The organism is Amycolatopsis sp. NPDC000009 (assembly GCF_055563465.1).
Map to the genome: position 1 here is coordinate 172497 of NZ_JBVHDI010000015.1, position 23007 is coordinate 195503.

A 23007-nucleotide genomic window follows, 5' to 3' on the forward strand; every position below is an offset into this window, starting at 1 on the left:
ACTGATCCCGCCGCTCATCGGAACATCACTTCTTGGTGATTTCCTTGTACTTCTTCTCGAGGTCTTCGAGGCCACCGATACCCAGGAACGCCTGCTCCGGGTAGTGGTCGAAGTCGCCCTTGGTGATGCGGTCGAAGGACTCGATGGTCTCCGACAGCGGCACGGTCGAGCCCGGCTGACCGGTGAAGGCCTCGGCGACCAGCATGTTCTGCGACAGGAACCGCTCGATGCGGCGCGCGCGCTGAACGGTCAGCTTGTCCTCTTCCGACAGCTCGTCCATACCGAGGATCGCGATGATGTCCTGCAGCTCCTTGTACTTCTGCAGGATCCGGATGACCTCGGAGGCCACGCGGTAGTGGTCCTCACCGACGATGGCCGGGTCGAGAATGGTCGACGTCGACGCCAGCGGGTCCACCGCCGGGAAGATGCCCTTCTGGAACACGCCACGGGAAAGCTCCGTGGTGGCGTCCAGGTGGGCGAACGTCGTCGCCGGGGCCGGGTCGGTGTAGTCGTCCGCGGGGACGTAGATCGCCTGCATCGAGGTGATCGAACGACCACGGGTCGAGGTGATCCGCTCCTGGAGCTGACCCATCTCGTCGGCCAGCGTCGGCTGGTAACCCACGGCCGAAGGCATACGGCCCAGCAGGGTCGACACCTCGGAACCGGCCTGGGTGAACCGGAAGATGTTGTCGATGAAGAGCAGCACGTCCTGGTTCTGCACATCGCGGAAGTACTCCGCCATGGTCAGCGCGGACAGCGCGACCCGCATACGGGTGCCCGGCGGCTCGTCCATCTGACCGAAGACGAGGGCGGTGTCGTTGATGACGCCGTCCTCGGACATCTCCAGGAAGAGGTCGTTGCCCTCACGGGTGCGCTCGCCGACACCGGCGAACACCGAGGTACCACCGAAGTTCCGGGCGACACGGGTGATCATCTCCTTGATGAGCACCGTCTTGCCGACGCCGGCACCGCCGAACAGGCCGATCTTGCCACCCTGCACGTACGGGGTCAGCAGGTCGACGACCTTGAGGCCGGTCTCCAGCATCTCCGTCTTGCCTTCGAGCTGGTCGAAGGAGGGCGGGTTGCGGTGGATGCCCCAGCGCTCGAGGTCCTCGCCGTAGCCGGGCTCGTCGAGGCACTCGCCGAGCGCGTTGTAGACGTGGCCCTTGACCTTGTCGCCGACCGGCACCGTGATGGGGCCGCCGGTGTCGGTGACCTCGGCGCCACGGACGAGGCCGTCCTGCGGCTGGAGCGAAATGGTGCGGACGAGGTTGTCACCGAGGTGGCTGGCGACCTCGAGCGTCACCGTCTTGCGGAGCTGCTCGAACTCGATTTCGACCTTGAGCGCGTTGAACTGGTCGGGAACGGAACCGCGCGGGAATTCGACGTCGACGACCGGGCCGGTCACCGAGACGATGCGCCCCTTGGCACGGGCTTCAGTACTGGTCATCAGTCATCACTTCCTGCTGCGGTGAGAGCGTTCGCCCCACCGACGATTTCGGAGATCTCCTGGGTGATCTGCGCCTGGCGGGCCTGGTTCGCCTCCCGCGTCAGCGTGTTCACCAGTTCGTTCGCGTTGTCCGACGCCGCCTTCATCGCGGTGCGGCGGGCCGCGAGTTCGGACGCCGCCGACTCGAGCATCGCCGCGAAGAGCCGCGTGTTGATGTACTTCGGCAGCAACGCGGCGAGCAGCTTTTCGGCGCTGGGCTCGAACTCGTAGCTCGGGAGCAGGCTTTCGGGCTTCTCCTCTTCGCCCTCGGTGTACTCGACCTCGAGCGGCGCGACGCGCTTGGCGACCGGACGCTGGGTGAGCATCGAGACGAACTCGGTGTAGACGACGTGGATCTCGTCGACACCCAGGATGCCGTCGGCGTTGCCCGACTCGTCGTCGGCGCCGTTCAGGAACGACTCGACGATGAGCTCGCCGGCCTCCGCGGCGTTGACGTAACCGGGCTGGTCGGAGAAGCCCGTCCAGCTTTCGGCCACCTCGCGGCCACGGAACCGGTAGAAGCTCAGGCCCTTGTTGCCGGTCACGTACAGCACCGGCTCCTTGCCCTGCTCACGCAGCAGCGTGAGGAGCTCCTCGGTCGCCTTCAGCACGTTGGAGTTGTACCCACCGCACTGACCCTTGTCGCTGGTGATCACGAGGACCGCCGCGCGCTTCGGGTTCGGACGCTCGACCAGCAGCGGGTGGTCGAGGTTCGCCGAGGCTCCGGCCAGGGCCGAGAGCACGTTCGTGATCTCGTCCGAGTACGGCCGGGAAGCCGCGACCTTCGCCCGCGCCTTGGTGATGCGCGCGGTGGCGATGAGCTCCATCGCCTTGGTGATCTTGCCGATGGACTTGGTCGCCTTGATACGCGACCGGAGTTCTCGGAGTTGTGCGGCCATGAGCTATCAGCTCACTTCTTCGGGGCGGGCTTGTTGACCTTGACGGTCTCCTGCCCGACCTTCTCGGCGTCCATCGCGTCGGAGACCTCGACCAGGCTCTTGCCCTCGGAGGTGGTGAACTCCTTCTTGAACTCGTTCACCGCGTCGACCAGCCCTTCGGCGGTCTCCTTGGAGAACTTGCCCGACTCGCGGATGTCCTTGAGGAGCTCTCCGTGCTTGCGACGCGCGGAGTCGACGAACTCGTCGCGGAAGCGGCGCACGTCCTCGGTCGGAACGGTGTCGAAGTGACCGTTCGTGCCGAGGTACACCGTGACGACCTGCTCCTCGACCGGGATCGGCGAGTACTGGGGCTGCTTGAGCACCTCGTACAGGCGGGCACCACGCTCGAGCTGCGCCTTCGACGCGTCGTCGAGGTCCGAAGCGAAGGCCGCGAAGGCCTCCAGCTCGCGGTACTGCGACAGGTCGATACGGAGCGAACCCGAAACGTCCTTCATCGCCTTGACCTGCGCGGCACCACCCACGCGGGAGACCGAGATACCCACGTCGATGGCCGGGCGCTGACCGGCGTTGAACAGGTCCGACTGGAAGAAGCACTGACCGTCGGTGATCGAAATGACGTTCGTCGGGATGTAGGCCGACACGTCGTTCGCCTTGGTCTCGATGATCGGGAGACCGGTCAGCGAGCCCGCGCCCAGCTCGTCCGAGAGCTTGGCGCAACGCTCGAGGAGACGGGAGTGCAAGTAGAAGACGTCGCCGGGGAAGGCTTCACGGCCCGGCGGGCGACGCAGCAGCAGGGAGATCGCGCGGTAGGCGTCGGCCTGCTTGGTCAGGTCGTCGAACACGATGAGGACGTGCTTGCCCTCGTACATCCAGTGCTGGCCGATGGCCGAGCCGGTGTACGGCGCGATCCACTTGAAGCCGGCGGAATCCGACGCGGGGGCCGCGACGATGGTGGTGTACTCCATCGCGCCGGCGTCCTCGAGGGACTTCTTCACCGCGGCGATCGTGGAGCCCTTCTGGCCGACCGCGACGTAGATGCAGCGAACCTGCTTCTTCGGGTCGCCGGTCTCCCAGTTGGCCTTCTGGTTGATGATCGTGTCCACCGCGACGGCCGTCTTACCGGTCTTGCGGTCACCGATGATCAGCTGACGCTGGCCACGGCCGATCGGGGTCATCGCGTCGATCGCGGTGATACCGGTCTGCAGCGGCTCGGCCACCGGCTGGCGCTCGACCACCGAAGCGGCCTTGACCTCCAGCGGGCGGCGGTCGGTGGTCTCGATCTCGCCGAGGCCGTCGATCGGGGCGCCCAGCGGGTTCACGACGCGGCCGAGGTAGCCCTCGCCGACCGGAACCGAGAGGACCTGACCGGTCCGCTTGACTTCCTGGCCTTCGACGACGGTCTCGAAGTCACCGAGGATCGCGGCACCGATGGAGCGCGCGTCCAGGTTCAGCGCCACGCCGAGGACCCCGCCGGGGAACTCGAGCAGCTCGTTGGCCATCGCCGAGGGAAGACCCTCGATGTGGGCGATACCGTCACCGGCGTCGACGACGACGCCGACCTCTTCCCGGCTCACGTCCGGGGCGTAACTCGAGACGTAGTTCTCGATCGCGCTACGGATCTCATCCGAGGAGATCGTCAGCTCCGCCATTTCGTTCCCGCTCTCGCTTCGTTCGTGCCAGTGTGCAAAGTCGTTGTTGTGGGTTCAGCCGGCCAACCGGCGACGCAGGGCGTCGATCCGCCCCGCGGTGCTGCCGTCGATGACCTCGTCGCCGACGCGGACCACGAGTCCGCCGCCGAGTGACGGGTCGACCTCGACGTGCAGCGCGAGCTGCCGCCCGTAAAGGGCGTTGAGCTTCTCGCTCAGCCGAGCCTGCTGTTCGTCGGAAAGCGCGCTCGCGCTGGTCACCCGGGCGACCGAGCGCTCACGGCGTTCCGCGGCCAGCTGGACCAGCTCTTCGAGGGCGTTGCCGACCCCACGACCCTTGGCGCGCAGGACGACCTGCTCGACGAGGGTCTTGGTGACCACGTCCACCTTGTCGGCGAACAGGGTGCGGACCAGGGTCCGCTTGGCCTCCGCGGGCGCGGTCAGGTCGGACAGTGCCCGTTCGAGCTCCGGCTCACCCGCGACGATACGACTGACCCGGAACAGCTGGTCTTCGACAGCGTCGATGTTCCCGGACTTCTCCGCACTGGTGAGCAGCGCCGAGCGGCCGAGGGCCTCGAGCCCGTCGGTCAGTTCGCGCGGGCTCGACCAGCGGCTGCCCGCCACGGAGTCGAGCACCTGCAGGGCCGGTTCGGAAACCTTGCCCGCGAGGATCCCGCGGGCGAGGCCGATCCGGGCTTCGGACGAGGCCGAACCGTCGGCGACGGCCCGGCGCAGGCCGATCTCCCGGTCCAGCAGGGCGACGACCGAAAGCAGCTCGTCGCCGAGCGAGGAGGACACCGTCGGGTCCGTACCCGCGGCGGCCAACACCTCGCCGAGACGATTCTCGGCGAGGTCGAGCGCTTCACGGCTCGCAGCATGCAGCGTCATTCTGGTCTACTTTCCCGCTCCGAGACCGGCACCGTTGGCACCGGCGGTCTCCAATTCGGCCAGGAACCGGTCCACGGTGCCGTGGCGGCGCGCGTCGTCCGCGAGCGACTCGCCGACGATGCGGCTGGCCAGCTCGACGGAGTTACGGCCGAGTTCGGCGCGCAGCTCGGCGACGATCTGCGCCTTCTGGGCCTGCAGCTGAGCCTGGCCCTGGGCGACGATGCGCTGGGACTCGGACTCCGCCTCGGCCCGCAGCTCCGCCTTGATCTGCTCGGCTTCGAGCCGGGCGTCGTCGCGGATCTTCGCGGCCTCGGAACGGGCTTCCGCCAGCTGCGCCTTGTACTGCGCAAGGTTTTCTTCGGCTTCGGCCTGCGCCTTCTCGGCCCGCTCGATGCCACCCTCGATCAGCTTGGTGCGCTCCTCGTAGGTCGCCTCGAAACGAGGGACGACGTACTTCTTCAGAACGAACAGCAGCAGAAGGAAGGCGACGAATCCGAGGATGAGCTCGGGAATGTGCGGCAGGATCGGGTTGGGCGCGTCTCCGGCGGCCAACACCAATTCGGTCTTCAGCACAACGTCTCCTTAAAGCGAGATGAGTCGGGAGAACTCAGGCGCCGGAGGCGAGGAAGTAGATGACGATACCGATCAGCGCGAGCACCTCGGTCAGCACGAAGGTCGAGAAGGCGATGCCCTGCAGCTTGCCCTGGGCCTCCGGCTGACGGGCGGTGCCGTTGATGACCGCGGCGAAGATCAGACCCACACCGATACCGGGGCCGATCGCGCCGAGGCCGTAACCGATGGCAGCGAGACCCGGGTTGATGCTGGCGGCGGTCTCGGCGGCCTGCGCAAGAACGATGTTGCTCACGTGCGTTTCCCTTCAAACTCGGTCCGCGCGACTCACGCGGATCGGGGGCTTTTGGTGTTTCTCAGTGCTCCGACGCCAGCGCGGCGCCGATGTACCCTGCGGACAGCAGTGCGAAGATGTACGCCTGCAGGATCTGAATGAAGGCCTCCAGGAACGTCATCGCGATGGCGAAGAGGAACGCCACCGGCGACGCGACCTTCACGATGCCTTCGCCCTCGGTCAGCAGGAAACTCCCGCCGAGCGTGAAGACCATGATGATGAGGTGCCCGGCGAACATCGCCGCGAAGACTCGGATGGCCAGGGTGGCCGGCGCGATGAAGAACTTCTGCGCGAACTCGATGGTGGAGTACAGCGGCAGAACGAATCCGGGAATACCCGACGGCGCCAGTTCCTTCTTCAGGTAACCCTTGAAGCCGTGGCGTTTGAACCCGACGTAGTGGTACACCGGGTAAACGACGAGGAACGCGAGGGCGACCGGGAAACCGACCCGGGCCATGGTCGGGAACTGGAAGAACGGGATGATCCCGAAGAGGTTGTTCACCAGCACGAAGCTGAACAGTCCCAGAATCAACGGGATGAACGGCTTGAAGTCGGCCGAGCCGATCTGCTCACGCGCGATGTTGTTGCGGCCGAAGTTGTAGATGCTTTCGGCCATGAACTGTCCCTTGGAGGGGACGACCTTCAACCGGCGCGACGTCACCATGAAGTAGGTGACGATGATGATCAGGGAGATGACCACCAGCAACATCGGCTTGGTGAAGCTCAACCAATAGCCGGAGCCGAACAACGGCGGTAGGTTGAAGTCTTTGACGCCAGGCGGCGTGAACTCCGCACCCTCGGCTAGTACCAGCGCGCCCACTGGGCTCCTTCCGGTTCTCCCGGCCGGCGTTCACTCCGCCGGGGGAATCGTCACGATCTGGACTTAACGTACCCGACACGTATCGGGCCGTCGGAGGCGGCCACCCCACGATGTGCTGAACACGGTTTCACGTTCCGCACACGAGGATTCTCGATGCAGCGCTCCCGGGAGACAGACGCCTACCAGCGGGTAAGAGGGGACGATTCAACGCCGCCGCCACACTGCTGTTCGGGGTTCGTCATCAGGAGCCGGCAGCCGAGGCCGCCGCCCATACGCGGACCATATCAGCAGGTTCCGACAGGCCGTACAGGCGTACTACATTGCCCCCGATCGGCCGAGGACCTAGGTCCCGCCCCAGGTCAGGACCTCGGTCCCGGGGTCAGCGGGAAGCGGGGATGATCGTCGGGATCTTGGTCTTGCGGAAGGCCGCGAACTCGGCGGCGGCGGACACGAGAATGGCCGCGATCATCGTGATCCCCAGCGACATCGGGTGCAGGTCGGACCATCCGCGCAGCAGGGTCAGCGCCCCGAACAGCACGAGGATCTTGAGGACGTAACCACCGAGAGCGATCACCATCACGAACATCGGGTCCATGCCGGCGCTGAAGCGCATCATGCCCAGGGTCGCGAGGGACGAAAGGATGGCGAGCACGCCGCCGATCACCGACCCGTACAGGCCCGGGAGTCCATTGAGGATGGTGAAGAGCACCACGCAGACCAGGACGACCGGCGGTGTCGCGATCAAGGAGGCCTTCGTCATCGCGTTGGCCGCCTGCAGGACCACCTTGGCGTGGGGGTTCTCCTCCGCCTCGACGGTCTTCTCGGTCTCGCTCACAGAAAACTCCCTGGTCGTCTCAGCCCGCCAGTGTAGGCCCGTGCCGATACGGGCGTTCAGACGGTCCGGTTCCGGGACCGCAGCCGCGGCACGATCGACACCAGGGTCGCCAGCAGGAAGCCGAATCCGACGATCCAGAAGACCGCGGCGCTGTCGAACAGCGTGACCGAAACGGCGCCGAACGCGAGCAGGCCCGCCCACAAGTAGATGAGCAATACCGCTCGGCGCTGGGAATGCCCGATCTCCAGCAGGCGGTGGTGCAGGTGCATCTTGTCGGCGGCGAACGGGCTCTCGCCGCGACGGGTGCGGCGGATGACCGCCATGATCAGGTCGAGCATCGGCACGAACAGCACCGCGGCGACCACGACGAGCGGCGAAAGCAACGCGAGCGCGTCCTTTCCGCTGAACTGCGGGTACGGCACGCGGCCCGAGGCGGAGGTCGTCGCGCCCGCCAGCATGAGGCCGATCATCATCGAACCCGAGTCGCCCATGAAGATCTTCGCGGGCTGGAAGTTGTACGGCAGGAAGCCCAGACAGGCCCCGGCGAGCGTGGCGGCGATGAGGGCGGGCGGGTACGCGCCGACGTCGCCACCCGAGGAATCGAGCAGGCCGAGGGAGAAGGAGCACGTCGCCGCGGCGGCGATGAAGCCGAGACCGCCGGCGAGCCCGTCGAGGCCGTCGACGAAGTTCATCGCGTTGACCATGACGACCACGAGCACCACGGTCAGCAGCGCGCCCTGGTTCTTGTCCAGCACCAGCACCTGGCCGAAGGACTCGCCACCACCGCCCCACGGCACCCAGAACGACACCCACTGCACACCGAAGATCACCAGGATCCCGGCGCACATGACCTGGCCGGCCAGTTTCGTCCAGGCGTCCAGCTCGAACCGGTCGTCGAGGGCGCCGATCAGGGAGATCACCCCGGCGGCGAGCAGGACACCCAGCGAGTCGAAGGAGAAGTCGAAACCGCGGCTCAGCGCGGGCAGCTGGTGCGCGAGCCCCATCGCGGCGGCGACACCGAGGAAGATGCCGATACCGCCCATCCGCGGGATCGGGGTGACGTGGACGTCGCGGGCCCGCGGGTTGGCGATCGCGCCGATCCGGATGGCGACCCGGCGCACGACGCCGGTGAGCAGGAAGGTCACGGCCGCCGCGGTGAGGGCGACGAGGAGGTACTCCCGGATCGGGAGGCCTTGCGTAGGAGGCATGATGCGTTACGCCACCGAGGTCCAAGTCACTCGAACACGCTACCGCGTGCGGGGGATACGGCGGCCGACGGTCCTGCTGTCCCCAGGACCCGCTTCGCGTGTCGTCCGTCCGATCACATGTGTCGTCCGTCCAATCACGCGTGTCGTCCGTCCAATCACGCGTGACGGCTAGGCGAGCGACTCCGCGGGCACGCCCAGCACTTCCGCGACGGCGGCCCGGCTGACCGCGCCCTCCCGCAGGACGACCGGGTCGTCGCCGGTGAGGTCGACCATCGTGGACGGGACGGGTTCCCCGGTGGATCCGCCGTCGAGGTACACCGCGACGCTGTCGCCGAGCTGGTCGACGGCCTCCTGCGCGGTGGAGGCCGGCGGCCGCCCGGAGACGTTGGCGCTAGAGACCGCCATCGGGCCGACGTCACGCAGTAGTTCCAGCGCGACCGGGTGCAGCGGCATCCGCAGCATCACCGTTCCGCGGGACTGCCCCAGATCCCACTGCAGGCTCGGCGCGTGCGGCAGGACGATGGAGAGGTCGCCGGGCCAAAAGGCTTCCATGAGCGCGCGGGCCTGTGGCGGCGTGCCGAGCACGAGTCCGTCCACAGTGGACCAGGAGCCGACCAGGACGCCGACCGGCATGTCCGGGCCCCGGTTCTTGGCCCGGAGCAGGGACTGGACGGCGCCGCTGTCGAAGGCGTCCGCGCCGATGCCGTAGACCGTATCGGTCGGGAGGACGACGAGACGGCTCGACCGCACGGCGCTCGCCGCCGCGGCGAGCCCGTCGGCCCGGGATTCACGCTTGCTGCAGTCGTACACCGCGCTCATGGCCAGTGAGCGTAGCGCTGCCGGATCTCTCGTGAGTGGCAAGGACGGTTAGAACCGTCCTTGCCACTCACGAGGTGGGCTGGATCAGAAGGCGAACGCGGTACAGAACGCCGACGCCGTCTTCGCCGGATCCGCGATCGACGTCGCGGTCAGCTTGATATGCGCGACGTGGTCACCGCCCGCGGCCCGTTTGGCGTGCGCCGTCGCCGAAGACCGCTTGCCGAACGGGACGGTGGACAGCTCGTTCGGCAGCCGCACCTCCCAGCCCTTCGCGTTGGTGGACGCGCTCAGGCGGTAGGTGTCGGTGTCGTACGGCGCCGCCGCGCCCTTCGCGTCGCCGGTGTTGAGCACCGGGAACGAGCAGCTCGCGAGACCCTGCTTGGCGAACGCCGGGGCCGACGGCCACAGCGAAACACCCCTGGCCCGCGAACCCGCGCCGTCGAGCGAAGCCACCGTGACGACGTAGGACAGCACGCCCTTGCGGTCGCGCTCGACGTCCGAGACGAGGAACTTCAGCCTGTTCGCCTCGTCGGTGTACTCGTACTTGCTCGCGGAACCGGTGCCCGCCTTGAACGCCGCGTCGTTGAGCTGGCGGTAGTCGCCGATCGTGATCGGCACCGCGGTGCCGTCCGGTTTCTTGTAGTCGGTCATGCCGATGTCGGCCGGATTCGCGTCGACGATCCATTCGAACGGCGCGTTGTCCTTGTTCTTCGTCTTCGCGATGATGACGCCGGAATCGGGAGCGAAGGAGTCGCTACCCATCCGGTCGACGACCTCGACGGTGTAATTGTCGTACCCGCCACCGTCGCAGAACGGATCCTTGGACCGGTCGCATTTCGGGGAAAGGTCCCCGCCGGTGAGCGCGATGTTCATGCCGCTGTAGGCGCCCTGTCCGGGAAGGACCGAACGCGCCGTGATCCTGGCCGAAGCCGGCCCGGTCCTGGCGAGCTGGTTCCGGTCGAGTTTGAGAACGTCTTCCTGGTCGATGATGTCCAGCTTCATCTTGGTGCGCAGCATGTGATGCGACCCCATCGAGCCGCCCTGCGTCGCCGGGATCTGCCAGCGCGTGTGCGGTCCGCCGGGACCGTTGAAGCTGCCGCGCGACATCATCTCCCACGGACCGGTGTAGGTCCTGGACAGCGGGGTGCCGAACGGGTTGTTGTAATTGTCGCCGATACCGAGAATATGACTCAATTCATGCGCGTAAACCGCCTGGCCCGAGCTTTCGGCCTGAGTCGAGGAGCCGGTGACCGCGTTCGGCCAGATACTCGCCGCCGATTTCCACGACGTCCACGGAACGTACCGGGTGGACGCGGCGTTCGGCATTCCGGCGACACCGGGGCCGAATTCGTCCGGCACGTTCCCCGGCTCGCCGAACTTCATCACGCCGAATTCCTGCCAGGTCGCGCTCTCGTCCTGACCGGCGGAGAGATAGAAGATGAAGTCGAACTGCTTGGAGACGTCACCGACGTCGGCCCGCCAAGCGGCGCCCGCGTCCGCGCGGAGGTCACGCTTGCAGTTCGCGCCCGGCGGACAGGCGTCGGGCTGGAACTCCATGCCGTATTCGAAGGACTTGCCGGGCAGGCGGTACGGCCCGAACGCGGTCAGCTCGACGCCCATCCGGCCGCCGGAGTCCTCCATCCAGTACTCGTTGATGGTGTGACCCTGGTTCAGCGCCTGCGGTTTGTTGAGGAAGTCCTGGTAGAACTTCGCGACGTTCGCGCGGGGGATGTCGCTGGCAGCGGGCCCGGGGTTGCCGAACACCGTCGAATGCGCCGGTTGGGTCACCGCGAATTCCTGGTCCGGGTAGTCCGCGAGCACCACGGCGCCCTTGAACATCCGCTTCGTCGGCTTCAGCGAAGGATCGGCCCAGTTGGTGCCGGGCGGCTTGCGGTAGTCGTCCCACGTCATGTGGTCCTGGTTCTCCCAGGTCGACCCGTCTATCGGGGCGGGCCAGCCCTGCACCGGCACCGCGGCGGACGCGGGTTGGGCGACCAGACCCGGCAGCAGCGTGACGGTGGCGAGGACGGCGAGTGTTCTGAGTGGGGCTCGTCGGAGAGACGATCGCATCGGGGTACACCTCCCAGTCGGACCGCCGAGGAGGCGGCCGTGATCGACGTTAGGAGGCGGGCTTTGTCCTGGGCACCGCCGGAAGTCGTGAGTCTCGCTAACTATCGGCCCGGCCCCTCCCGCATTTCGTCCTCTGGATGCGGTACTTGCGCGTGCAAGTACCGCATCCAGAGGACGAAATGCGGGGAGGAAGGGGTCAGGAGACGCGCAGGGCGGTGACGAAGCGCGGCCGTCCGGCGAGGTCGAGGTGGCCCTGGACGTCGGTCAGCACCCGTCGCGCCCGCACGAGCGCCGGGACGGCGGAACCGTGCGTGTCGTCGTGCTCGATCGCCATCCCGCCGGTGGGGCGCAGCAGGCGCGCGGCCGCGGCGATCGCGTGCCGGATCACCGCCAGCCCGCTCTCCTCCGCGAACACCGCCCGCGGCGGGTCGTGCTCGGCGACCTCGGTCGGCACAGGCGTGCCTTCGGGCACGTAGGGCGGGTTGCACAGGACCAGGTCGACGAGCCCGTCGAGCTCGGCGAACATCGTGCTGTCCGCGACATCGCCGGAGTACAGGCGGATGGGCGTGTCCCCCGCGTCGGCGTGGACGTCCGCGTTGTGCCGGGCCCACGCGAGCGCCTGCGCGTCGATGTCGACCGCGTAGACGACGGCGTCCGGCCGCGCGTGCTGCACGGCCAGCGCCAGCGCGCCCGATCCCGTGCACAGGTCGACCACCACCGGGTACTCGCGCCCGTGCAGCAGTTTGAGGCCCCATTCCAGGAGCAGTTCGGTCTCCGGCCGCGGGACGAACACCCCGGCGCCGACGTTGACCGTGATGTCGCCGAGCGCGGCCCAGCCGGTGAGGTACTGCAGCGGGATCCGCTTGGCCCGCTGGTTCACGAGCTGGCCGATCGCGTCGATGACGGGCGGGTCCACCAGCGGCACCATCGGCAGGCGGCCGCGTTCGACGCCGAGGACATGGGAGGCGATCAGTTCCGCGTCCGAACGCGGTGACGCCACACCGGCCTCGGTGAGGATGCGGGTCGCTTCCATGATGGCGAGGCGCAACGGCTGCCGGTTCACTGGTGTTCCTTCACAGAGTCAAGCCTGACACACGAGGCACGCGTGCCGGGGTCGATACACGCGGGCCCAGGGTATCGATTCCTTTCACCTCACCCGCCACGAGAGCGACGACAACGTCAGCGCCGCTTCGGCCACACGCCGCGCCAGGTCGGTCTGAAGGCTCCTCGTCGCCGAAGCGATCCACTCGTCCACGTTCCGTACACCGACATCGCGGTACTCGACGGCCTGAAGCAACATTTCGAGCTTGTCCGCGTCGCGCGCGTAGAGCGCCTCCGGGCTCTCAGCGGACTCGTACTCGTCGACGGCGTCGCGCACCGAGTCACGCGCTGCGCCGGGAAGCGCCGACGTCTGCGCGGCGGTGATCGCCCGCGGGTCCGGCTTCTCGACGAAACCCTTGATCGTGTGCGGAAGGTCGCCGGTCCGCGTCTCCTGCGTGTCGTGCCAGAGCGCGAGGTACGCCGCCTTCGCCGGGTCGGCGCCGCCCTCGGCCGCGAGCAGACCGGCCAGCTGCGCCACCCTGGCGGTGTGCTCGGCGACCGATTCGGGATCGCGGACCCCCGCCTGCCACCACCCGGCCCGCCGGATCCGCTTGAGCACACCCAGTTCGAACCCGAATCTGGCCAGGGTCTCCACAATTCTCCTACGCGTCGGCGGTGAGATATCCGGCCAGTGTCCCGCGCCGCCGCCGGAGGGTGTCGATGCGGTCGTCCATTTCGGCCAGTTCGCGCCGGATCTCCGCCACGACCGTGGGGCACAGGTCGAGTTCCGGCAGTTCGCCGTTCGCACACGGCAGCACCTTCGCGATGACCTGCGTGCTCAGCCCGGCCGCGAGGAGGGCGCGGATCTGCCGCACCGTGGTGACCGCGTCTTCGCCGAAGCTGCGGTAGCAGTTGGAGTCGCGCCGCGAGACCAGCAGTCCCTGCTCCTCGTAGTAGCGCAGCAGCCGCTGGCTCACACCGGTCCGCCGGGACAGCTCGCCGATCAGCATGTGACCCCCGTCATCCGAGTTTGACCTTCACATCGATGTCAGTACCTAACGTCGCCGGCATGACGAATCATTTCGCGCACGTCGTCCGCGGTTCCGGTCCCGGTCTGCTGCTCGCCCACGGCGGTGGCGGCAGCGTCGAGGGCAACTTCGGGAGCATCCTCGACGACCTCGCCCGCACCCACACCGTCGTCGGACCCGACTACCCCGGCTCGGGGGCCACACCGCGCAGCACCGAACCACTGGACCTCGACGCCGTCGCCGACGAACTGGTCTCCATCGCCGTTCACGCCGGCCTCGAACGCTTCGCGATCCTCGGCTACTCGCTCGGCACCGGAGTCGCCGTCCGCGCCGCGACGCGGCACCCCGATCGGGTCACCGGGCTCGTCCTGACCGCCGGGTTCGCGAAACCGGACAACCGGCTGCTGCTTGCCGTCGACATCTGGCGCGAACTACTGGGCGGCGACCGGAAGCTGCTGGCGAAGTTCCTCACTTTCGCCGCCACCGGCGAGAAGCACCTGAACGCGCTGACGCCGTCGGAGCTCGAAGCCGCCATCGACGGGCTCGCCGGATTCATCCCGGAGGGCAGCCCCGAACACGTGGGCCTGGTCGCGAACGTCGACACCCGTGCCGAACTGGCCGGGATCTCGGTCCCCACCCTCGTCGTCGCCACGACACTGGACGGTCTCGCCCGGCCCGCCCACTCCCGCGAGCTCGCCGCCGGGATCCCCGGCGCCGAACTGGTCGAGATCGAGGCCGGGCACGGTATCGGCACCGAGGCCCGCGACGAATGGCTGGAGGTGATCCGGAAGTTCCTCGCCGTGAGGAGCTAAAGGTCCACCAGGCGTCGCCTTAGCACACAGAGGGTGCCGAATCGATCACTGTGACCGATATTCTATGGTGGCCTGGATGAGGTATCGGGAAATCGGGCTGCCCTTCGGCGTGTTTTCAGCCGCGCTGGGCGTGCTGCTCGTCCGTTTCCTCGTCCCTCGTCCGATCGGCATGGCGGACAACGGCGACGGCTGGCGCATCCTGTGCCGGCTCGGCGCCCGCGAACTCGACAGGCCTTCGGAAAACTTCGTCCGCTTCGCCTACGGCCCCGCCCCGGCCTGCGACAGCGAGTACATCTCCAGCCAGACCTGGATCGACAAGATCGCCAGCGAGCTCGGGCAGTGGCTGGGCTCGTCGGCGATCCTGAACCTGCTGGTGCTGGGCGTACTGGGCTGTGTGCTGGTCGCGGGCGGGATCGCCGCGGTCGTGGCAGGCCTGCGCCTTTCGGCCCGGAACAGCGTCCTCGCCACGGTCGCGCTGCTGCTGGTCGTGGCGGACTCGGCCTTCTTCGGCTACTTCGCATCGGTGCTGAGCGAGGGCGCGGCCTTCCTCGGGATGCTCCTGCTCGCCGGAGGGCTCCTGCTCATGCACCGCACGGGGCCGTGGCGCTACGCCGGAGCCGCCGTCACCGTGCTCGGCGCGATGATCGGGATCAACGCGAAGTCGCAGACGCTGCTGCTGATCCCGGTATTCGTGCTCGCGATGCTGTTCGTCCGGCCGGAAGGCAGCCGTGGCCTGGCCCGATGGGCCCTGCCGCTGGCCGTACTGGCCGTCGTCGGCACGGGCACCGCGCTGGTCCAGAGCGCGGGCGACTCGGCGAACGCCGAGTACCGCGAGATCAACACGTACCACGTCGTGTTCAACGGGATCGTGGACGGGAAACACGACACCGCCGGCGACCTCGCCGCGCTGGGTCTCCCGCCGGAGTTCGCCGCGTACGTCGGCACGGGCTGGTGGAGCACCAACGGGGCATGGTCGTCCCCCGACTACCCGAAGTACCGGGACACGATCAGCCGCCGCAACATCGCCAAGTACTACCTCGAACACCCGGTCCGCGTGGTCCAGATGCTGCACCGCTCCGCGAAGGAGACGCTGACGGCCCGCGTCCCGAACCTCGGGAGCTTCGGGGAGCACGCCGGACAGCCGCCGTTGGCCAAGGAGTACCGGGTCCCCATCCTGTCCGGGATCACCCGCTGGATCACGCCCCTGGGATTGTTCGCCTTGCTGCCGATCTGGCTGCTCATCGGCTGGGCGGGGATCCGTGCCTTCCGCAACCGCGCCGGGCGGCGCGACGTGGGTGTCGTGGTGCTCACGCTCCTGCTGTTCGCGATGGGCCAGTTCCTGGTCGCCGGCCTCGCGGAAGGTATCGAGAACATCAAGCACCAGCAGCTGACGATCTTCCCGACCTTGCTCGCCGGCGCCTTCGCCACGCTCTCGTTCCTTCCGCGGCGAAACAACGAATCGGACCTCGAAAAGCCATCCGAGACCAAGGAAACGGCGAACGCGGTCTCCTGAACCGACGGTATCCGGACGAAACCCCAGCCGGCCCGATCCTGTGCCGCTCACCGGGCAATGGCACCCCGGTCACGCCTTGTCAAGCGATCCCTGTAGGAATTCAGTCATGACCGACACGATCACGGCGGGCCCGACCAGGGTGCCCGCGGCGTCGAGCGAGCGAAGAACCGCCCGCGAGCGGGTATTCGGCTGGTTCGCCGGCGACTACGGCAAGGTCCTCCTCGTCGTCCTGGCCTGGAACGCCGCGCTGACCGCCGTGGCGTGGCTGTTCGGCCCGTCCACCCCGGCGAGCGAGGGCATCCCCAAGACCGGCATCGGTTCGACGCTGAGCCTGCTCTCCCACACCTACCGCTGGGACGCGGGCAACTACGGCGAGATCGCCGAACACGCGTACACGGGCAGTTACATACCGGTACGGGCGTTCTATCCGGTGTTCCCGATCTGCGTATGGCTGGTCAAGACCCTCAGCTTCGGCACCCTCGGCCTGCTCACGGCCGGGTTCATCGTGAACCTGATCGCGACCTGGCTGGCAGGCGTCGCCCTGCTCAAGATCGCCCGGTTCTTCCTCAGCTCGCCTCGCTCGCACTGGCTGGTCGTCGTCGCGTTCCTGACCGCGCCCGCCGCCTTCTTCCTGCACTCGTTCTACAGCGAAGCGGTGTTCTGCGCGCTCGGCTTCTGGGCGTATCTGTTCGCGTTACGCCGCCAATGGCTGTGGATGGGACTGTGCCTGATCCCGCTCACCGCGTCGCGGATCACCGCCGCGGTGTTCATCGGACTGTGCTTCCTGGAGTTCTGGCGGTCCGCCGGCTGGAAGCCGCGCGGCCTGCTGTCCTGGCCCATCCTCTGGTTCCCCGCCGCGTACCTCGGCCTCGGCGCGCACATGCTCTACATGAAGCTCGAGACCGGCAGCGCGACGTCGAGCTTCACCGCGCTCCAAAGCGCGAGCACCTGGTCGTACCACAAGTTCAACACGAACATCGTGGACACGACCCTCACGGAACTCAAGATCACCGTCAAGGCGCTGATCGGCGCGAGGCCGATGGACGCGTGGACACTGCTGAGTCACGCGCTGCCCATGCTCGGTCTGCTCCTGCTCGTGGCGGCTTCGGTCTACTTCTTCGTCGCGCTGCGGTCGAAAGGCCTGCCGCTCGCGCTGTTCGGGCTCGCCTCCTTCGTGATGCTGACGCTCAACAGCAACGTCGTCTCGGTACACCGGTACCTGCTCCCCTGCCTGGTCATGTACCTCGCGCTGGTACTGCTGGCCGAACGGCGCCCGAACCTGCGCGGCGTGGTGTACGCGACGATGTACCTCAACTCGCTGATCTGCGGCGCGATCTTCCTCCGTTTCGTCGCCGGTCATTGGTCCGGCTGACCACCCGGAAGAAGGGCATCCGCCCGACCTTCTAGAATCACCTCACCCTGGCCGTGAACCCATTCACCGCCTTGTCCAGAAATCGCAACGGGGGTTTCCAGTGCCCGCGGACCACGACAGACGCCGGATCGCGTTCATCTTTCCCATTTACAACGAGGAAGAGAACATCGAGCTCCTCCACCGCACGGTGGACGAGACGGTGGCGCCGATCGCCGACAAGTACGACTTCAGCTTCATCTACGTCGACGACGGCAGCCGCGATCGGTCGATGGACCTGCTCACGGCGCTGAGCAGGCGCGACACGCGGGTCACCGTGATCGAACTTTCCCGCAACTTCGGCCACCAGATGGCGGTCACCGCCGGGCTCGACCTGGTGGACGCGGACGCCGCGATCATCATGGACAGCGACCTGCAGGACCCGCCGAGGGTGGCGCTGGAATTGATCGCGAAATGGGAAGAAGGCTTCGACGTCGTCTACGCGCAGCGCCGCTCGCGCCAGGATTCGATGTTCAAGAAGCTCACCGCCGGCGCCTACTACTGGTTCCTCCGGAAGATGGCGTCCGTCGAAATTCCCCGTAACACCGGTGACTTCCGGCTGATCGACCGCAAGGTCGTCGACGAACTGCGCAAGTATCGCGAACAGGACCGGTTCCTGCGCGGGCTGGTCAGCTACATCGGCTTCAAGCAGACGGCCGTCCTGTTCGACCGTGACAAGCGGCACGCGGGGGTGACCGGTTATCCCCTGCGCAAGATGCTCCGCTTCGCCGCGGACGGCATCCTCGGCTTCTCCGTCGCGCCACTGCGGATGATCACCCGGCTCGGTTACCTGATCTCGCTGCTCAGCTTCCTCGGCATCCTGTACGTGCTCGGGGTCAAGCTCTTCGCACCGACGACCGCCGTTCCGGGCTGGGCCTTCATCACCGCCGCCATGTTCTTCCTCGGCGGTATCCAGATCATCATGCTCGGGGTGCTCGGCAGCTACATCGGCCGGACCTATTCGCAGGTGCAGAACCGCCCGCTCTACGGCATCGCGTCGGTCCGCTCCGGTTCGCCCGTCGACGCCGGGCAAGTCGCCCGGTGAAGCCGATCAGCGGCACCCAAGTGCGCTTCGGTGTCGTCGGGGTGCTCAACACCGCGGTCGACGCGCTCGGCTACGCCCTGCTGGCGACGCTCGGCGTCCCGATGTTCGTCGCGAACTTCATCTCGACCACGGCGGGCATGCTCCTGAGTTTCACCCTCAACCGGAACTTCACCTTCCGCGCGAAGGACGGCGACGTCCGCCGTCAGGCCGTTCTCTTCTTCGCCGTGACGGCCTTCGGCCTGTGGGTCGTTCACGCCGCGGTGATCTTCGCGGTCACCAAGCTCTTCCCCGGGATCAACGTGCTCATCCCGAAATTGGGCGCGATCGCGGTCGGCATGGTGTGGAACTACGTCCTGTACAAGAAGGTCGTCTTCCGGCAGGCGGCAGCCGAATCCGCCCCGGTGGTTCAGCCCGGTTCACCGGGCTGAACCACTCAGGACCCGGGGGCTAGGACTTTTCCGGAAGCGGCGTCTATGGCTACATGCATCGACGAGCACGGCGACCACCCCCTAGGTTCTTTCGGTTTCCCGCCTCTTGACCGAGTTTTCCGGCTCGAACTCCGACCAGGAATTCACGAGAAGGCGAAGACTCGAATTGATCTTTTGCCACATCGGGACGCGAGCACGACCAGCATTCCCCGAGACGAGCGGCTGATCAATTCGATCGACCACGCGCCCGAGGGGGCGGTCGACGACGAGGCCGATCCGGCCGGCCTCTCTCCGCACCCGTAGGCTGAGAGCCACCTGTACGCGCCGAAGGGCTCACCGAAAAGTCATGGATCTCCGGGAAACGGCAGTCGTCACGCGGATATCCGCGAATATCGAAACCGAGGACTTCGCCGCGGCCGCCGCGCTGGGCGACCGTCTCATCGGCGATTTCGACGCCACCGAGCTGGAGATCTGCCGGGCCGACCCGGAAGGCGGCTGGACCGGATACCTGGTCTCGGTCGGCTATCGCACACCTCCGGCCGACGGCGAAGAGCCCGACGAAACACTGCATCGAGCCGCGGTGCCCGCACTATTCCACTTCGGCCTGAACGCGCAATTCTTCGAAATCCACGGCACGCCGGAGACCGGCCAATACGGAAGCTACGACGCCTACGACACGCAAGCGGACGGATTCACGCTCTATTCGCTGATGGCGTCGGTCGGCGGCACCGATCCGCGTGAACCCGCGTATGTCCCCCGGCACGATTTCTCCCCGCGCGCGGAAACCGATGTCATTTCGCGGGTGCATCTCTATGTCCCCACCGGTGACCTGCGGCTGGCCGTGGACCTGTGCGGCCGTCCCGCGGCCGACCTTTCGGCGTCGCTGGTCCGGATCAGCACGGACGCGGGTCCTTGCGAAGCGGTGTTGCTGTCGGCTTTCCCGTCTCTCGCAGGGGAAAGCGGCGACGAGGCGCTCGGCCGGGTCACGCGCGAGGTGACCGACAGGCTTTCGCGCGTGAGCATGTCCGTCCGGGCCATCCATACCGGCCTGGAGGACGATCCGTTCTACACCGAGCCGGGCTGATGTCCCGAAAGTGGCGCTCGCGACATGGTCGCCGGGCGGCAGTCGCGAGGATCAGCCCGCGTGGGCGGACAGCCGCTCTTCGCGGTCCGCGGTGATGAGCGCGTCCAGCACGCCGTCGAGGTCGCCGTCGAGAACCTGATCCAGGTTGTACGCCTTGTAGTTCACCCGGTGGTCGGCGATGCGGTTCTCGGCGAAGTTGTAGGTGCGCACCCGCTCGGAGCGGTCGACGGTGCGGACCTGCGAGCGGCGCGCGTCCGACGCCTTCGCGGCGGCCTCCTCCTCCGCGATCGCCTGGAGGCGGGCCTGCAGCACCTGCAGGGCGCGGGCTCGGTTCTGGATCTGCGACTTCTCGTTCTGGCACGAGACGACCACGCCGGTCGGGAGGTGGGTGATCCGCACCGCCGAGTCGGTCGTGTTGACGCTCTGGCCGCCGGGGCCGGACGAGCGGTAGACGTCGATCCGCAGGTCGTTCGGGTCGATCTCGACCTCGACGTCCTCGGGTTCGGGGTAGATGAGCACGCCGGACGCGGAGGTGTGGATACGGCCCTGCGATTCGGTGGCGGGCACGCGCTGCACGCGGTGCACCCCGCCCTCGAACTTCAGGCGCGCCCAGACGCCGTCGGCCTCGGCGGAACGGCTCTTGATGGACACGGTGACGTCCTTGAAGCCGCCGAGGTCCGAGTCGACCGAGTCGAGCACCTCGGCCTTCCAGCCGTGACGCTCGGCGTAGCGCAGGTACATGCGCAGGAGGTCGCCGGCGAACAGCGCCGACTCCTCGCCGCCTTCACCCGACTTGATCTCCATGACCACGTCGGAGCCGTCGTACGGGTCGCGCGGCAGGAGCAGTTCGGTGAGCTTGGCTTCGAGCACGGGGATCTTGGCGGAGATCTCCTCGGCCTCGGCCGCGAAGGCCGAGTCTTCCGCCGCCAGTTCCTTCGCCGTTTCGAGGTCGTCACGGGCGGTGTCGAGCTCGCGGACCGTCTTGACGACGGGGCTCAGCTCCGCGTACCGGCGGCCGAGCTTGCGAGCGCGCGCCTGGTCGGCGTGCACGGACGGGTCGGCCAGCTGCTCTTCCAGCTGGGCGTGCTCTTCGAGCAGACCCTTCAGCGAACTCGAATCCACCACTCCACCTCTCAACGACCCGGGCAAAAAGAACCATGAAAAACGGCGCCTACCCGGACATGCGGGTAGGCGCCGTCGTTCAAGCTACTTGGCGTCTTCGGCCTTCTTGCGCTTGCCGTAGCGAGCCTCGAAGCGCGCGACGCGGCCGCCGGTGTCCATGAGCTTCTGCTTGCCGGTGTAGAACGGGTGGCAGTTCGAGCAGATCTCGACGTGGAGGTTGCCGGAGGTCTTGGTGCTGCGCGTGGTGAATTCGTTGCCACAGTCACAGTTCACGTGCGTGACGACGTACTCGGGGTGAATACCGCTTTTCATGGTGTCCTCTCTCGTTGGCCCCGGGTCCCCGTGCGGGGTGAACCGGTGCCGGACTTCAGCGGATGATTTTGCCAGATGTGCTGGCAGTGGCGTCAACGCACCCCTCCCCCGGCATATTCCATTACGTTGAGTTATCAACTATCGACACCCGGTTGTACGAAATTTGTACTTGATCACGCGAAGCTCATCTTGTTGGTGATTCCTCAACAGGAGGTACTGATCATGCGCACCATCCTCGCCAAGGTGGCGAAGCCGGCCTCCGTCGCCGCGCTGGCCATCGCGGCCCTCGCCATGGCTCCGGTCGCGGGAGCCGCTCCGGCCGCCCCCGCGGGCGCCACCATCACCGCCGCCGACATCAACCCGGCCGCGGGGACGTTCACCACCCTGTCCGACAGCGACCTGGCCATCCAGGGCGCCGGCGACGGCACGCCCGCCGGTGCCGTCCAGTGGTTCAAGAACCGCATGGGCTCCACCGCGTACCAGGGCCTCTGCGAGAAGGCCGTCGAAAACGCGTACGGGACCACCGGCGTCTGGGCCTCGGCCAACGCGCATTGGAACGGCGCGAGCCCGAAGCACACGACCGGGACGCCGCCGAAGGGCTCCTTCGTGTACTGGAACATCAGCCAGTGGGGCCACGTCGGCATCGCCGACGGCTCCGGCGGGATCTACGCCACCAGCATCGGCGGCAAGATCGGCCACGCGTCGAGCGTGCACTACTTCAACAACTACCGCGGCTGGACTCCTGCGGCGGTTCCGCACCGCTGAGCCCTTGGGTCTCGTGAGCTGACGCCCCGACAGCGCGTGAAGGCCCCCTTCACTCGGCTGAGCCGAGTGAAGGGGGCCTTCACGCGCGTAACGGGCTATGGATGGGAACTGGACACCGAGGCAGGGGTTGCGAAAGCCACTTTCGCAACGTTGAACGTTGCGAAAGTGGCTTTCGCAACGTCACCGGCCCGCCGTCACCCGGGCGTCATCGGCCACCACTCACGCGGGCAAGCCAGCGTTCAGTTGCGCGCGGCGAGGTCAGATGCACCACCGGCACCGCCGGATCCTCGACCCAGCCGCGAATAGTGCGCCGTTTGCGCGCGAACGAGCGAAAGTGCCACAAGATGATCGAGTCGCCGGAGAGCATGCCCCGCAGCGTCTCGACGTTGCCGTTGCAGATCCGGCGACGGGTGACGCAGCGCACCACGGTCCGGCGCACGAGACGGCTCAGCGAAACCCGGCGCGGATAGTCCAGCGCGACGATCAGCTCGGCGCGGGGCAACGCGATGTCACGCCATTTGGCGAACATCCCGTCGATGATCCAGCGCTCCCCCGCGACCAGCACGCCGATCCGGCGTCGTTGCTCGTCGTCGGGAACGGGCACCCAACCCGGCTGCCAGGCGAGATCGTCGTCGACCGAATGGCACGGCAGCCCGGTCCGCTCGGCCAGCTTTCGCGCCAGCGTCGACTTGCCCGAACCGGTGACCCCGTACACGACGATCCGGCCCGGCACAGGTGTTGCGAAAGCCACTTTCGCAACCTACAACGTTGCGAAAGTGGCTTTCGCAACAGCACGTCGCGGCCTAAGCCGAGCCGCTCGCGACCACCCCGCGCGAGAGGACCAGGCGCACGTTCCGGAGCGCGGAGAGAT

General features: G+C 67.2%; 24 protein-coding genes. 7 read left to right on the forward strand and 17 right to left on the reverse strand.

Going from position 1 to position 23007, the window contains the following annotated elements; translation table 11 throughout:
• Nucleotides 1-25 precede the first annotated feature (25 nt).
• From atpD to ACZ3HL_RS31935, 14 genes are all read right to left on the reverse strand, one after another.
• Nucleotides 26-1450 carry a F0F1 ATP synthase subunit beta gene (gene atpD, locus ACZ3HL_RS31870; RefSeq protein WP_038508936.1) on the reverse strand — a complete coding sequence of 475 codons (1425 nt, stop codon included), beginning with the start codon at nt 1448-1450 and terminating at the stop codon, nt 26-28.
• On the reverse strand, nt 1450-2388 hold the full coding sequence (locus tag ACZ3HL_RS31875; protein ID WP_465535120.1) for a F0F1 ATP synthase subunit gamma: 939 nt from the start codon (nt 2386-2388) through the stop codon (nt 1450-1452). The genes atpD and ACZ3HL_RS31875 overlap by 1 nt, the downstream gene beginning before the upstream one ends.
• A gap of 11 nt (nt 2389-2399) precedes the next feature.
• Entirely contained in the window at nt 2400-4037 is a 1638-nt protein-coding gene (atpA, locus tag ACZ3HL_RS31880) for a F0F1 ATP synthase subunit alpha (protein ID WP_465535121.1), read from the reverse strand.
• Nucleotides 4038-4091: 54 nt separating this feature from the next.
• On the reverse strand, nt 4092-4922 hold the full coding sequence (locus tag ACZ3HL_RS31885) for a F0F1 ATP synthase subunit delta (protein ID WP_465535122.1): 831 nt from the start codon (nt 4920-4922) through the stop codon (nt 4092-4094).
• A gap of 6 nt (nt 4923-4928) precedes the next feature.
• Nucleotides 4929-5495 carry a F0F1 ATP synthase subunit B gene (locus ACZ3HL_RS31890; RefSeq protein ID WP_465535123.1) on the reverse strand — a complete coding sequence of 189 codons (567 nt, stop codon included), beginning with the start codon at nt 5493-5495 and terminating at the stop codon, nt 4929-4931.
• Between the two features lie 34 nt (nt 5496-5529).
• Complete coding sequence (locus tag ACZ3HL_RS31895; RefSeq protein ID WP_126732651.1) at nt 5530-5787, reverse strand: ATP synthase subunit c family protein; 258 nt, start codon at nt 5785-5787, stop codon at nt 5530-5532.
• Between the two features lie 61 nt (nt 5788-5848).
• Nucleotides 5849-6646, reverse strand: a complete 798-nt coding sequence (gene atpB / locus ACZ3HL_RS31900) for a F0F1 ATP synthase subunit A (protein ID WP_126732650.1) — start codon at nt 6644-6646, stop codon at nt 5849-5851.
• A gap of 379 nt (nt 6647-7025) precedes the next feature.
• Nucleotides 7026-7481, reverse strand: coding sequence for a hypothetical protein (locus ACZ3HL_RS31905; protein ID WP_465535124.1), 456 nt, complete (start codon nt 7479-7481; stop codon nt 7026-7028).
• Between the two features lie 56 nt (nt 7482-7537).
• Complete coding sequence (locus ACZ3HL_RS31910) at nt 7538-8689, reverse strand: glycosyltransferase family 4 protein (protein ID WP_410650569.1); 1152 nt, start codon at nt 8687-8689, stop codon at nt 7538-7540.
• 168 nt (nt 8690-8857) lie between these two features.
• Nucleotides 8858-9508 carry an L-threonylcarbamoyladenylate synthase gene (locus tag ACZ3HL_RS31915; RefSeq protein WP_465418137.1) on the reverse strand — a complete coding sequence of 217 codons (651 nt, stop codon included), beginning with the start codon at nt 9506-9508 and terminating at the stop codon, nt 8858-8860.
• Nucleotides 9509-9592: 84 nt separating this feature from the next.
• Nucleotides 9593-11578, reverse strand: a complete 1986-nt coding sequence (locus ACZ3HL_RS31920) for a M6 family metalloprotease domain-containing protein (RefSeq protein WP_465535125.1) — start codon at nt 11576-11578, stop codon at nt 9593-9595.
• Between the two features lie 196 nt (nt 11579-11774).
• Complete coding sequence (prmC, locus tag ACZ3HL_RS31925; protein WP_034308966.1) at nt 11775-12641, reverse strand: peptide chain release factor N(5)-glutamine methyltransferase; 867 nt, start codon at nt 12639-12641, stop codon at nt 11775-11777.
• An 84-nt stretch (nt 12642-12725) separates the two neighbouring features.
• Nucleotides 12726-13274, reverse strand: coding sequence for an HD domain-containing protein (locus ACZ3HL_RS31930; protein ID WP_465418133.1), 549 nt, complete (start codon nt 13272-13274; stop codon nt 12726-12728).
• Between the two features lie 7 nt (nt 13275-13281).
• Nucleotides 13282-13629, reverse strand: a complete 348-nt coding sequence (locus ACZ3HL_RS31935) for a MerR family transcriptional regulator (RefSeq protein WP_465535126.1) — start codon at nt 13627-13629, stop codon at nt 13282-13284.
• A gap of 59 nt (nt 13630-13688) precedes the next feature.
• Here ACZ3HL_RS31935 and ACZ3HL_RS31940 point away from each other — a divergent pair, with 59 nt between their 5' ends.
• The 6 genes from ACZ3HL_RS31940 (at nt 13689) to ACZ3HL_RS31965 (ending at nt 19937) form a co-directional block, all read left to right on the forward strand.
• Nucleotides 13689-14459 (forward strand): alpha/beta fold hydrolase, encoded by a 771-nt coding sequence (locus ACZ3HL_RS31940; RefSeq protein WP_465535127.1) that lies wholly within the window; start codon nt 13689-13691, stop codon nt 14457-14459.
• A gap of 76 nt (nt 14460-14535) precedes the next feature.
• The gene (gene wsfD, locus ACZ3HL_RS31945) at nt 14536-15972 is read left to right on the forward strand and encodes a glycan biosynthesis hexose transferase WsfD (RefSeq protein ID WP_465535128.1); all 1437 of its coding nucleotides are present in this window, start codon (nt 14536-14538) and stop codon (nt 15970-15972) included.
• A 106-nt stretch (nt 15973-16078) separates the two neighbouring features.
• Nucleotides 16079-17344 carry a mannosyltransferase family protein gene (locus ACZ3HL_RS31950; protein WP_465535129.1) on the forward strand — a complete coding sequence of 422 codons (1266 nt, stop codon included), beginning with the start codon at nt 16079-16081 and terminating at the stop codon, nt 17342-17344.
• A gap of 100 nt (nt 17345-17444) precedes the next feature.
• Complete coding sequence (locus ACZ3HL_RS31955; protein WP_465535130.1) at nt 17445-18425, forward strand: glycosyltransferase family 2 protein; 981 nt, start codon at nt 17445-17447, stop codon at nt 18423-18425.
• Entirely contained in the window at nt 18422-18853 is a 432-nt protein-coding gene (locus ACZ3HL_RS31960; protein ID WP_465535131.1) for a GtrA family protein, read from the forward strand. Before ACZ3HL_RS31955 ends, ACZ3HL_RS31960 begins: the two co-directional genes overlap by 4 nt.
• A 346-nt stretch (nt 18854-19199) precedes the next feature.
• Nucleotides 19200-19937, forward strand: coding sequence for a hypothetical protein (locus ACZ3HL_RS31965; protein WP_465418110.1), 738 nt, complete (start codon nt 19200-19202; stop codon nt 19935-19937).
• 51 nt (nt 19938-19988) lie between these two features.
• Here ACZ3HL_RS31965 and prfA read toward each other — a convergent pair whose 3' ends face one another.
• Together prfA and rpmE are read right to left on the reverse strand one after the other, a co-directional pair.
• Complete coding sequence (prfA, locus tag ACZ3HL_RS31970) at nt 19989-21059, reverse strand: peptide chain release factor 1 (protein WP_465418107.1); 1071 nt, start codon at nt 21057-21059, stop codon at nt 19989-19991.
• 84 nt (nt 21060-21143) lie between these two features.
• Nucleotides 21144-21371, reverse strand: coding sequence for a 50S ribosomal protein L31 (gene rpmE, locus ACZ3HL_RS31975; protein ID WP_007028345.1), 228 nt, complete (start codon nt 21369-21371; stop codon nt 21144-21146).
• A gap of 222 nt (nt 21372-21593) precedes the next feature.
• On the opposite strand from rpmE, the gene ACZ3HL_RS31980 reads away from it, so the two are divergent.
• Nucleotides 21594-22136 (forward strand): CHAP domain-containing protein, encoded by a 543-nt coding sequence (locus ACZ3HL_RS31980; RefSeq protein WP_465535132.1) that lies wholly within the window; start codon nt 21594-21596, stop codon nt 22134-22136.
• A 205-nt stretch (nt 22137-22341) separates the two neighbouring features.
• On the opposite strand, the gene ACZ3HL_RS31985 is transcribed toward ACZ3HL_RS31980, so the two are convergent.
• Nucleotides 22342-22887 (reverse strand): AAA family ATPase, encoded by a 546-nt coding sequence (locus tag ACZ3HL_RS31985; RefSeq protein WP_465535133.1) that lies wholly within the window; start codon nt 22885-22887, stop codon nt 22342-22344.
• Nucleotides 22888-23007 lie beyond the last annotated feature (120 nt).